Here is an 11708-nt window from a genome sequence, read left to right on the forward strand (position 1 = left end):
TTGCTCATCGGGGAGTGAGGTGCCCGCGATGACGGAGGAACAGGCAGCAACAAAAACGGCACCTTCCGGTGCCGTTCGCCTTTTACAGTCCAATCACTTTACTTACGCGCCGCCTCCCACGATTTCAGCAGCTCGCTGTAGCTCACGGTCTCGCCTTTAGGCTTCTCGTTCGCCAGTTTCGGTTTCGGTGCGCCCGGCTGGTCGAACCAGTATTGCGCGTCGCGCTCGGGGTTCATTTTCGGGGCGCAGGTGGCTTGTGCCTTCGAGCGTTCCAGACGGGTCATGATTGCATCCTGATCCTTGGCCAGGCCGTCCAGCGCTTCTTGCGGGGTTTTCTCGCCGCTGGCGGCTTCGGCGATATGGCTCCACCACAACTGCGCCAGGCGAGGATAATCAGGCACGTTGGTCCCGGTCGGGGTCCATTGCACGCGGGCCGGGCTGCGGTAGAACTCCACCAGGCCACCGAGTTTCGGCGCAAGGTCGGTCATGGCTTGCGAGTTGATGTCCGATTCGCGGATCGGCGTCAGGCCAACGATGGTTTTCTTCAGCGACACGGTTTTCGAGGTCACGAACTGCGCATACAGCCACGCAGCCAGTTTCTGTTTCTCAGGCGTCGACTTCATGAACGTCCACGAACCCACGTCCTGATACCCCAGCTTCATCCCCTCCTCCCAGTACGGTCCGCGTGGAGACGGCGCCATGCGCCATTTCGGTGTGCCGTCGGCGTTCATCACTGCGAGACCCGGTTTGGTCATGTCGGCGGTAAACGCGGTGTACCAGAAGATCTGCTGGGCGATGTTGCCTTGGGACGGCACGGGACCTGATTCGGAGAAGGTCATGCCCGCCGCTTCCGGTGGCGCGTATTTCTTCATCCAGTCCACGTACTTGGTGGTGGCGAACACGGCCGCCGGGCCGTTGGTGTCGCCACCGCGGGTCACGCTGGAGCCCACAGGGTGGCAATCCTCGACGCGGATACCCCACTCGTCCACCGGCAAACCGTTCGGCAAGCCCTTGTCGCCACCACCGGCCATGGAGAACCAGGCATCGGTGAAGCGCCAGCCCAGGGACGGGTCTTTCTTGCCATAGTCCATGTGCCCATAAACGCGCTTGCCGTCGATTTCCTTGACGTCTTCGCTGAAGAATTTGGCGATGTCTTCATAGGCCGACCAGTTCACCGGTACGCCGAGTTCGTAGCCGTACTTTTCCTTGAACTTGGCCTTCAGGTCCGCACGCTCGAACCAGTCAGCGCGGAACCAGTACAGGTTGGCGAACTGCTGATCGGGCAACTGGTAGATCTTGCCGTCCGGCGCAGTGGTGAAGGAGATGCCGATGAAGTCCTTGATATCGAGGGTCGGCGAGGTGAAATTCTTGCCCTCGTTGGCCATGAGGTCGGTGATCGATTCGGTCTTGCCGTAGCGGAAGTGCGTACCGATCAGGTCCGAGTCGTTGACCCAGCCGTCATAGATGTTCTTGTCCGACTGCATCTGGGTCTGCAGCTTTTCCACCACATCGCCTTCCTGCAGCAGGTCGTGGGTCAGCTTGATCCCGGTGATCTCGGTGAAGGCCTTGGCCAGCACCTTGGACTCGTACTCGTGGGTAGCGATGGTTTCCGACACCACCTTGATGCTCATCCCGCGAAACGGCTCGGCCGCCTTGATGAACCACTTCAGCTCTTCGAGTTGCTGATCGGCCGTGAGTGTGGATGGCTTGAATTCAGCGCCGATCCATTTCTTCGCGGCGTCTTCATAGGCATCGGCCCAGGCAGACGCGCTCAAACCGCTGAGTGCCAGCATGGCTGCCAATGAAATGCTATGTCGCAGCTTATTGTTTTTGTCGAACATAGAGACCTCCTGTTTAAGTTTCGGAGCAACATTGCCGAGCGATTCGACTAGCCCCAACGCATCACAGCCAACAGCCACACCAGGGACATCGCGAAGGCGACCCAGATGCTCCAGTCGGTGACGCCGATTACCAGCAAATGCAGGTAGGCGCTGCCGAGAAGACCGATGAACAACCGATCGCCACGGGTGGTGGCAATCGGTAGAAAACCTCGCCGAAGCACACTCGGCGAACGCAATTCCCAGGTGGTCATGCCCACCAGGATCAAGCCGATGACACCAAAAAATGCCGCCGTGGGGACGGTCCAACTCATCCATTCCATCATCAGTTCCTCATACCCGGCCCAAGGCAAAGCCCTTGGCCACGTGGTTGCGAACAAACCAGATCACCAGCATGCCCGGCAGGATGGTCAACACCCCCGCCGCCGCCAGCACGCCCCAGTCAATGCCGGATGCCGAGACGGTACGGGTCATCACCGCCGCGATCGGTTTGGCGTTCACCGAAGTGAGGGTTCGCGCCAGCAGCAGTTCGACCCAGGAAAACATGAAGCAGAAGAACGCCGTGACGCCGATGCCGGAGCCGATCAGCGGGATGAAAATCTTCACGAAGAACTTGGGAAAGCTGTAGCCATCGATGTAGGCGGTTTCGTCGATTTCCTTGGGCACTCCGGACATGAAGCCTTCGAGAATCCACACCGCCAGCGGCACGTTGAACAGGCAGTGGGCCAGGGCCACGGCGATATGGGTGTCGAACAGCCCGATCGAGGAATACAGCTGGAAGAACGGCAGCAGGAACACCGCCGGTGGCGCCATGCGGTTGGTCAGCAGCCAGAAGAACAGGTGCTTGTCGCCGAGGAAGCGATAACGCGAGAACGCATAGGCCGCCGGCAAGGCCACGGTCAGGGAAATGATCGTGTTCAGGCTCACGTAATACGCCGAGTTGATGTAGCCGGTGTACCAGCTCGGATCGGTGAAGATCACCTTGTAGTTCGCCAGTGTGAAGTCCTGTGGGAAAAGTGTCAGGCCGCCGAGGATTTCGCCGTTGCTCTTGAACGACATGTTCAACAGCCAGTAGATCGGCACCAGCAGAAACAGGATGTAGAGCAGCAGTGGGATCAGCTTTCTCTTGCTCATGGCGGGCCTCAGCGGTTGGCGTCGGAGTGAGTCATGGCGGTGTAGAACAGCCAGGACACCAACAGGATGATCAGGAAGTACACCAGCGAGAATGCGGCGGCCGGACCGAGGTCGAACTGCCCGATCGCCATTTGCGTCAGGGTCTGGCTCAAGAAGGTCGTGGAATTGCCCGGACCGCCACCCGTGAGCACGAACGGCTCGGTGTAGATCATGAAGCTGTCCATGAAGCGCAGCATCACGGCGATCAGCAGCACACTCTTGAGCTTGGGCAGCTGGATATGCCGGAACACCGCCCAGGCCGAAGCCCGGTCGATCCGAGCCGCCTGGTAATACACATCCGGAATCGCCCGCAGTCCGGAGAAGCACAGCAGCGCCACCAGCGAGGTCCAGTGCCAGACGTCCATCACCAGCACGGTGACCCAGGCGTCCATGGTGTTCGCCGCATAGTTGTAGCTGATACCCATGGCCTTGAGACTCGCCCCCAGCAGACCGATGTCGGCCCGGCCGAAGATCTGCCAGATGGTGCCGACCACGTTCCACGGGATCAGCAACGGAATCGCCAGGATGATCAGCACCACTGACGACCAACGCCCCTTTGTCGGCATGGTCAGGGCAATCGCAATCCCCAGGGGGATTTCGATCAACAGCACGCAGGCCGAGTAGATGAACTGGCGCAGCAACGAGTCGTGCAGGCGCGGATCAAGCAGCACCTGCTTGTACCAGTCGGCGCCGACGAAGTAGCGGCTGGACTGATCGAAAATGTCCTGCACCGAGTAGTTGACCACGGTCATCATCGGGATCACCGCACTGAACGCCACCAGCAGGAACACCGGCAGCACCAGCCACCAGGCCTTGTTGTTGTGCACCTTGTTCATGGCTGCGCCTCTTGGTTGGCATTGGCTTCGAGCAGGAATTCATCGGCGTAGACCATCAGCCATTGCGCCGGAAAGCTGATGTAGGCCGTGCCTTGCGGCACAGGTTTGTCTTCGGCCAGGCGCACTTTCAGCGGCGCGCCATCGAGATCGAGGGTCATGATCTTGTAGGTGCCCAAGTCTTCGACGTGTACGACCTGTGCCCGCAGCGCGTCATCAAAGGCTTCGTCCCACACATGGACGAACTCCGGACGAATGCCGACCTTCAGGGTTTTCCACCCGGACTCGGCAATACGTTGCTGCATCGCTTCCGACAGCGGCAGGTGCGTGGAGGCAAAACCGACACCGCCCGGTTGCGGCTGCACCTCGATCAGGTTCATCCCGGGGCTGCCGATGAAGTAGCCGACAAAGGTGTGGCTCGGGCGCTCGAACAATTCCCTTGGCGTGCCGAACTGCACGATCTGGCCGCCGTACATCACCGCAATCTTGTCGGCGAAGGTCGAGGCCTCCAGCTGATCGTGGGTGACGTAGACCATGGTGATGTTGAACTGCTCGTGGATCTGCTTGAGCTTGCGCCGCAGTTTCCACTTCAGGTGCGGGTCGATCACCGTCAGCGGCTCGTCGAAGAGGATCGCCGACACGTCGTCACGCACCAGCCCACGGCCCATGGAGACTTTCTGCTTTTCGTCGGCGGTGAGGTTGCGGGCCTTTTTGCTCAGCAGGTTCTGCAGGTCGAGGACTTCGGCGATTTCCTGCACCTTGCTATGAACCCTGGCCTCGGCCATGCCCTGATTACGCAGCGGGAAGGCCAGGTTGTCGAACACCGTCATGGTGTCGTAGACCACCGGGAACTGGAAAACCTGGGCGATGTTGCGCTTCTCCGGGGTCAGGTTGTTGACCGCTTTGCCGTCAAACAGCACATGGCCCTGGGACGGGCTGAGCAGCCCGGAAATGATGTTGAGCAAAGTTGATTTACCGCAGCCCGACGGACCGAGCAAGGCATAGGCGCCGCCCTGCTCCCAGATGTGGTCCATCTCGCGGATCGCGTAGTCCTCCGGTCCCGACGGGGTCTTGGTGTAGCTGTGGGCGAGGTTCTGCAAACGGATTTCGGCCATCAGGCAACCCTCGTGACACGCCGGCCCGGCGCCTGGACCAGCCGCCCCTGCGTATCGAACACAAACAGTTTATGGGTCGGGATGTAGATGCGGATCGGCGCATCGACGTCGTATTCGTGGACACCCGGCAAGTGCAGCACCAGCAGGAAGTGCTCGTTGCGCACATGCAGGAAGGTTTCCGAGCCGCTGATTTCCGCGACTTCGACGGTCACCGCCAATTCGAGGTCGTCGTCGTTGCTCGGCACCAGCGAGATATGGCTGGGGCGCACGCCGAAACGGAACTCGCCCTCACCCACCGGGCGCAGATCGACGTTCAGCGGGAAGTGCACGAAGTTGGCGAAACTCACTTCGTTGCCGGCAATGCGTCCCGGCATCAGGTTGATCGGCGGCTCGGAGAACAGCTCCGCCGCCAGCACCGTTTGCGGCTGGTGGTAGACCGAGGCGGACTGGCCGCTCTGGATCACCCGGCCTTCGTGAAGAATGGTGGTGGTGCCGCCCAGGGCCAGGGCTTCATTGGGCTCGGTGGTGGCGTAGATCGCGATGGTATGGCGCGCCTTGAACAGCTCGCGCATTTCCTGGCGCAGCTCTTCGCGCAACTTGTAGTCGAGGTTCACCAGCGGCTCGTCGAACAGGATCAGTTCGGCGTCCTTGACCAGCGCCCGGGCCATGGCCGTGCGTTGTTGCTGACCGCCGGAAAGCTCCAGCGGATAGCGCTTGAGAAACTTCTCGATGCGCAGCATCTTCGCGGTTTCCAGCACCTTGTTCTGGATCAGCTCGCTGGATACACCGGCCTGACGCAGCGGCGAGGCGATGTTGTCGAACACCGTCATGGTCGGGTAGTTGATGAACTGCTGATAGACCATCGACACATTGCGCAAGCGCACGGGGCGTTGGGTGACGTCGACGCCGTTCATCAGGATGCGACCGCTGTCGGGCTTGTCCAGACCGGCCATCAGGCGCATCAGGCTGGTCTTGCCGGACAAGGTGCGCCCGAGCAAAACGTTGAAGGAACCGGGTTCAAAACTCAGGTTGGCATCGTCGATCCAGGTCTGGCCCTCGACGGTGCGGCTGACGTGCTCCAGGGTGAGTGACATGGCTCGGCCTTTTTATTATTGGAGTCAAGCGACCGGAGCTCTAAAGCGACATCCGTGCCAAAAAACTCAAGCTATTGATTGCGCTTGAAATTCCCGAAGATGACGGCAAAACCGCGTTCGATGCTGAACACAAATGAACAATCACAAATGAACAATTGAACAGTTCACCCATTGACAGTGAACAATAGTGAACAACACTCTATGGACTGTTCACGACCCCTGTAGGAGCTGCCGCAGGCTGCGATCTTTTGATTTTGTTTTTTAAGATCAAAAGATCGCAGCCTGCGGCAGCTCCTACAGGGGATCGCATGCACCATAAAAACAATAAAAATGCTGATTCAGAGGCTGACTGTCATGGCCGTACCTGCCACCGCGCTATCCCACGACGCCATCATCCAGGACTCCTGGTCCCGCTGCCGCGCGTTCGGCCTCGATCACCAGAGCACCCCGGCGTTCGACCAGTTGCCGGCTGAAGGCATCGCGCAGTTGCTGGAGAGCCAGCATTCGTTGGTGCAAACCACCCATCAGGAAGTGCTGCCCTACTACGAGAACATCCTGAGCAATTCCAATTGCCTGATCATGCTCGCCGACCATCAGGGCCAGGTGCTGACGTCCTGGGGCACCCAGCGCTTTATCGAACCGAAACTGGCCCGGGGCTTCAGCGCCGGCGCAAGCTGGATGGAGCGCTGCACCGGCACCAACGCCATCGGTACCGCCCTGGCCTGCGAACAAGCGGTGCACATCGAACATGACGAACATTTCCTCAAGGCCAACCGCTTCATGACCGGTTCCGCCGCGCCGATTTTCGATGCCGAGCGCAAGGTGATCGCGGTGCTGGACGTTTCCAGCGACAGCTACCTGCCGCCCTCCCACACCCTGGGCATGGTCAAGATGATGAGCCAGACCGTGGAAAACCGGCTGATCCTCAACCTGTTCCATGGCCAGCATTTCCAGTTGACGTTCAACACCGGGCTGAACAACCTCGACAGCCAATGGGCGGGCTTGCTGATATTCGATGAGACCGGACAGGTGCTGTCGGCCAACCGCCGGGCCGACAATCTGCTGGGCATCAGCCTGTCGCGGGTCAGTGTCGAAAGCCTGTTCAAGGTCTCGCTGCTGGAATTGCTGAACCAGCCCGACGGCCTGCCCTTCGCCCTGCAAACCTCGGGGCGCAACCGCTTCCAGTGCCTGTTGAAGCGGCCGAAACAGGCATCGATTCAACCCCGAGTGTTCGCGGAGCCGGTTGTAGCCGCACCCGCTTCCATCAGCCTCAACACCCTGCATTTCGGCGACAGTCGCGTGGAAAAAGCCGTGCGTCAGGCCGAGCGCTTGCTGGAAAAAGACATTCCCTTGCTGATCCACGGTGAAACCGGGGTCGGCAAGGAAGTGTTCGTCAAAGCCCTGCATCAGGCCAGCTCGCGCAGCAAACAAGCGTTCATTGCCGTCAACTGTGCAGCGATTCCCGCCGAACTGGTGGAGTCCGAGTTGTTCGGTTATGAGAAAGGCGCATTCACCGGCGCCAACCAGAAAGGCAGCATCGGGCTGATTCGAAAGGCTGACAAAGGCACGCTGTTCCTTGATGAAATCGGTGACATGCCACTGCCAACGCAAGCGCGCCTGTTGCGGGTGTTGCAGGAGCGTTGCGTGCAGCCGGTGGGCAGCAGCGAGTTGTTCCCTGTGGACTTGCGCATCATTTCCGCGACCAATCGCTCGTTGCGCGAACAGGTACAACTGGGGCGGTTTCGTGAAGACCTGTATTACCGCATCGGTGGCCTGACCCTGGAACTGCCACCATTAAGAGAACGCAGCGACAAAGAAGCGCTTTTTAAACGCCTGTGGGAACAGCATCGCGAACCCAGCCAATGGGCTGGACTGAGCCGCGAGGTATTGGAGTTGTTCGACCGCCACCCGTGGCCGGGGAACTTGCGCCAGGTCAGCAGCGTGATGCAGGTGGCGCTGGCGATGGCCGAGGAACAGCCGATAAGGCCGGAGCATTTGCCGGATGATTTTTTTGTCGATCTGGAGATGGAGCCGGTCGATACGCCGGAACCGTTGGCCGTGGATCTGAATGATGCCGAGGATTTGAATCGGCAGTTGCAGGCGGCGGGGGGGAATATTTCGTATCTGGCTCGACGGTTGGGGGTTAGTCGCAATACCCTTTACAAGCGGTTGCGCCAGTTGGAAGGTTGAAAGCGAAGATCAAAAGATCGCAGCCTTCGGCAGCTCCTACATTGGTACGATGCACTCCCTGTAGGAGCTGCCGAAGGCTGCGATCTCTTGACTTTAAAAAAACAAAAACCCGCACAAGGCGGGTTTTGTTTTACAGCGGATCAAGCAATCAGTCAGCCAGACGCCAGGTCGTGCCGCCCTTGCCGTCTTCCAGCACCACGCCCATGGCGGTGAGCTGGTCGCGGATGCGGTCGGATTCGGCCCAGTCTTTACCGGCACGTGCCGCCAGGCGCGCAGCAATCAGCGCCTCGACTTCGGCTGCATCCACGCGCCCTTCGGCACCGGCCTGCAGGAAGTCATCGGCTTCCAGCTGCAACACACCCAGCACACTGGCCAGTTCTTTCAAACGGGCTGCCAGACCGGCCGCTGCGTTGAGATCGCTCTCACGCAGGCGGTTGATCTCGCGGACCATCTCGAACAGCACCGCACAGGCTTCCGGCGTGCCGAAGTCGTCGTTCATCACCTGGGTGAAGCGCTCGACGAACGCTTCGCCGCCAGCCGGTGCCACGCTCGGCAGGCCCTTCAACGCATGGTAGAAACGCTCCAGGGCGCCCTTGGCGTCCTTGAGGTTGTCTTCCGAATAGTTGATCGCGCTGCGGTAGTGGCTCGACACCAGCAGGTAACGCACGACTTCCGGGTGGTACTTGTCGAGCACGTCGCGAATGGTGAAGAAGTTGTTCAAGGACTTGGACATCTTCTCGCCATTGATGCGAATCATGCCGCAATGCATCCACGCGTTGGCGTAGGTCTTGCCGGTGGCCGCTTCGCTCTGGGCGATTTCGTTTTCGTGGTGCGGGAACTCAAGGTCGCTGCCGCCGCCATGAATGTCGAAAGTCTCGCCCAGGCAGCAGGTGGACATCACCGAGCACTCGATGTGCCAGCCCGGACGCCCGGCGCCCCATGGCGATTCCCAGCTCGGCTCGCCCGGCTTGGTGGCTTTCCACAGCACGAAGTCCAGCGGGTCCTGCTTGGACTCGTCGACTTCGATCCGTGCGCCAATGCGCAAGTCTTCGATCTTCTTGCGCGACAGCTTGCCGTAACCCATGAACTTGGCGACGCGGTAGTACACGTCGCCATTGCCCGGGGCGTAGGCATAACCCTTGTCGATCAGGGTCTGGATCATGCTCAGCATGCCCGGAATGTGATCCGTGGCACGTGGTTCCATGTCCGGCTTGAGGATGTTGAGGCGCGCCTCGTCCTCATGCATCGCGGTGATCATGCGTTCGGTCAGCGCGTCGAACGGCTCGCCGTTCTCCTTCGCACGATTGATGATCTTGTCTTCAATGTCGGTGATGTTGCGCACATAAGTCAGGTTGTAACCGCTGAACCGCAACCAGCGGGTCACCAGGTCGAACGCGACCATGCTGCGGCCATGACCAATGTGGCAGTAGTCGTACACGGTCATGCCGCACACGTACATGCGCACATTGTTGCCATCGAGCGGCTTGAAGACTTCTTTGCTCTTGGTGAGCGTGTTGTAGATCGTTAGCACGTTAGTTCCTTGACGCTAAATCACTGGCCCCACGAATCACGCAGGGTCACGGTACGGTTGAATACCGGCTGACCTGGTTTCGAGTCCTTCAAATCAGCAACGAAGTAACCTTCGCGCTCGAACTGGAAACGGTCTTCCGGCTGTGCATTGCCCAACGAGGGTTCAGCACGACAACCGGTGAGTACCTGCAGCGAATCAGGGTTGATGTTGTCCAGGAAACTGGCGCTGTCTTCGGCCTTCTCTGGGTTGGCCGAACGGAACAGACGATCGTACAGACGCACTTCGCACTCGACGCTGGCCGCGGCCGGTACCCAGTGAACCACGCCTTTGACCTTGCGACCTTCCGGGTTCTTGCCCAGGGTGTCCGGATCGTACGAGCAGCGTAGTTCGACGATGTTGCCATCGGCGTCCTTGATCGCTTCGTCGGCACGGATCACGTAGCTGCCGCGCAGGCGCACTTCACCGGCCGGTTCCAGGCGCTTGTAGCCCTTCGGCGGCTCTTCCATGAAGTCTTCACGGTCGATGTAGATTTCGCGAGCGAACGGCAGGACGCGCACGCCCATGTCTTCTTTCGGGTGGCACGGCAGTTCGAGGTTCTCGACCTGGCCTTCCGGGTAGTTGGTGATCACGACTTTCAACGGACGCAGCACGCACATGGCGCGCGGGGCGCTGTGGTCGAGGTCGTCACGGATGCTGAATTCGAGCATGCCGAAGTCCACCACGCCGTCGGAACGGTTGGTACCGATCATTTCGCAGAAGTTGCGGATCGATTTCGGCGTGTAGCCACGGCGGCGGAAACCCGACAGCGTGGACATGCGCGGGTCGTCCCAACCGTTGACGTGCTTTTCATCGACCAACTGCTTGAGCTTGCGCTTGCTGGTGATGGTGTAGTTCAGGTTCAGGCGGCTGAACTCGTACTGGCGCGGGTTGGCCGGCACCGGCAGATGCTCGAGGAACCACTCGTACAGCGGACGGTGGCTTTCGAACTCCAGGGTGCAGATCGAGTGAGTGATGCCTTCGATGGCGTCCGACTGACCGTGGGTGAAGTCGTAGTTCGGGTAGATGCACCACTTGTCACCGGTCTGGTGGTGGTGCGCGTGACGGATGCGGTACATGATCGGGTCGCGCAGGTTCATGTTCGGCGAGGCCATGTCGATCTTGGCCCGCAGCACCCGTGCACCGTCCTTGAACTCGCCGGCCTTCATGCGGGCGAACAGGTCCAGGTTCTCTTCGACGCTGCGCTCGCGGAACGGGCTGTTCTTGCCCGGCTCGGTCAGGCTGCCACGGTATTCCTTGGCTTGCTCAGGGGTCAGGTCGTCGACGTAGGCATTGCCGGATTTGATCAGCTCCACCGCCCAGTCATGCAACTGGTCGAAATACTGCGAGGCGTAGCGCACTTCGCCGGACCATTCGAAGCCCAGCCATTTGACGTCGCTCTCGATCGCGTCGATGTATTCCTGGTCTTCCTTGGCCGGGTTGGTGTCGTCGAAACGCAGGTGCGTGACGCCGCCGAACTCCTGGGCCAGGCCGAAGTTCACGCAGATCGACTTGGCGTGGCCGATGTGCAGGTAGCCGTTGGGTTCAGGCGGGAAACGGGTGACGATCTGCGTGTGCTTGCCCGAGTCCAGGTCTGCCTGGATGATCGGCCGCAGGAAGTTGACCGGCACGGCAGGGCCGGTCTTGGCATTCGAGGTAGGGTCGACAGTGGGCTTGCTCATAGGATCCTTGAACGTACAAGTGCGTGGCCGTAATGAAGGCCGGACAAAACAAAGCCGCTATCATAGCCGATGCCGTCAAGTACCTGACAGAGCGCACTCTGTAAACCGTCGCATTTAATAGGCCGTAAATGAAAAAACAGCCTCGAAATTCGCGCCTGTCACGCTAAACTGCGCACCTTGGCCGAGACAGGCTGAACCGGTTGCGGGATGGACCTC

9 protein-coding genes are annotated in these 11708 nt (G+C 59.8%); 1 reads left to right on the plus strand and 8 read right to left on the minus strand.

Annotated features, from left to right (window positions below; all coding sequences use genetic code 11):
* Positions 1-98 precede the first annotated feature (98 nt).
* The 6 genes from ACM6G4_RS02225 to ACM6G4_RS02250 are packed head-to-tail and all read right to left on the minus strand — an operon-like array spanning position 99 to position 6053.
* Complete coding sequence (locus ACM6G4_RS02225) at positions 99-1841, minus strand: extracellular solute-binding protein (RefSeq protein ID WP_056724111.1); 1743 nt, start codon at positions 1839-1841, stop codon at positions 99-101.
* A 47-nt stretch (positions 1842-1888) separates the two neighbouring features.
* Positions 1889-2161, minus strand: coding sequence for a DUF2160 domain-containing protein (locus ACM6G4_RS02230; RefSeq protein WP_032829366.1), 273 nt, complete (start codon positions 2159-2161; stop codon positions 1889-1891).
* A 10-nt stretch (positions 2162-2171) separates the two neighbouring features.
* Positions 2172-2972, minus strand: a complete 801-nt coding sequence (locus ACM6G4_RS02235) for a carbohydrate ABC transporter permease (protein WP_056724109.1) — start codon at positions 2970-2972, stop codon at positions 2172-2174.
* An 8-nt stretch (positions 2973-2980) separates the two neighbouring features.
* A complete protein-coding gene (locus tag ACM6G4_RS02240; protein ID WP_056724107.1) occupies positions 2981-3847 on the minus strand; it encodes a carbohydrate ABC transporter permease in 867 nt (288 codons plus the stop codon).
* Positions 3844-4959, minus strand: coding sequence for an ABC transporter ATP-binding protein (locus ACM6G4_RS02245; protein WP_056724106.1), 1116 nt, complete (start codon positions 4957-4959; stop codon positions 3844-3846). Before ACM6G4_RS02245 ends, ACM6G4_RS02240 begins: the two co-directional genes overlap by 4 nt.
* Complete coding sequence (locus tag ACM6G4_RS02250) at positions 4959-6053, minus strand: ABC transporter ATP-binding protein (protein WP_056724104.1); 1095 nt, start codon at positions 6051-6053, stop codon at positions 4959-4961. The genes ACM6G4_RS02245 and ACM6G4_RS02250 overlap by 1 nt, the downstream gene beginning before the upstream one ends.
* Positions 6054-6407: 354 nt before the next feature.
* On the opposite strand from ACM6G4_RS02250, the gene ACM6G4_RS02255 reads away from it, so the two are divergent.
* Positions 6408-8243, plus strand: coding sequence for a sigma-54-dependent Fis family transcriptional regulator (locus ACM6G4_RS02255; protein ID WP_223542120.1), 1836 nt, complete (start codon positions 6408-6410; stop codon positions 8241-8243).
* Positions 8244-8391: 148 nt separating this feature from the next.
* Here ACM6G4_RS02255 and cysS read toward each other — a convergent pair whose 3' ends face one another.
* Positions 8392-9774 carry a cysteine--tRNA ligase gene (gene cysS, locus ACM6G4_RS02260; RefSeq protein ID WP_223542119.1) on the minus strand — a complete coding sequence of 461 codons (1383 nt, stop codon included), beginning with the start codon at positions 9772-9774 and terminating at the stop codon, positions 8392-8394.
* Between the two features lie 20 nt (positions 9775-9794).
* Entirely contained in the window at positions 9795-11492 is a 1698-nt protein-coding gene (locus ACM6G4_RS02265; RefSeq protein ID WP_056724095.1) for a glutamine--tRNA ligase/YqeY domain fusion protein, read from the minus strand.
* Between the last annotated feature and the right edge of the window lie 216 nt (positions 11493-11708).

Origin of the sequence: Pseudomonas sp. IT-P258 (assembly GCF_949767825.1) — a bacterium.
Lineage (GTDB): Bacteria > Pseudomonadota > Gammaproteobacteria > Pseudomonadales > Pseudomonadaceae > Aquipseudomonas > Aquipseudomonas monachiensis.

What these genes read in the sequence shown, in the direction of transcription:
- ACM6G4_RS02265 (WP_056724095.1), bottom strand. Translation starts at nt 11,492, where the DNA reads ATGAGCAAGCCCACTGTCGACCCTACCTCGAATGCCAAGACCGGCCCT.
- ACM6G4_RS02225 (WP_056724111.1), bottom strand. Translation starts at nt 1,841, where the DNA reads ATGTTCGACAAAAACAATAAGCTGCGACATAGCATTTCATTGGCAGCC.
- ACM6G4_RS02245 (WP_056724106.1), bottom strand. Translation starts at nt 4,959, where the DNA reads ATGGCCGAAATCCGTTTGCAGAACCTCGCCCACAGCTACACCAAGACC.
- ACM6G4_RS02230 (WP_032829366.1), bottom strand. Translation starts at nt 2,161, where the DNA reads ATGGAATGGATGAGTTGGACCGTCCCCACGGCGGCATTTTTTGGTGTC.
- ACM6G4_RS02240 (WP_056724107.1), bottom strand. Translation starts at nt 3,847, where the DNA reads ATGAACAAGGTGCACAACAACAAGGCCTGGTGGCTGGTGCTGCCGGTG.
- ACM6G4_RS02255 (WP_223542120.1), top strand. Translation starts at nt 6,408, where the DNA reads ATGGCCGTACCTGCCACCGCGCTATCCCACGACGCCATCATCCAGGAC.
- ACM6G4_RS02250 (WP_056724104.1), bottom strand. Translation starts at nt 6,053, where the DNA reads ATGTCACTCACCCTGGAGCACGTCAGCCGCACCGTCGAGGGCCAGACC.
- ACM6G4_RS02235 (WP_056724109.1), bottom strand. Translation starts at nt 2,972, where the DNA reads ATGAGCAAGAGAAAGCTGATCCCACTGCTGCTCTACATCCTGTTTCTG.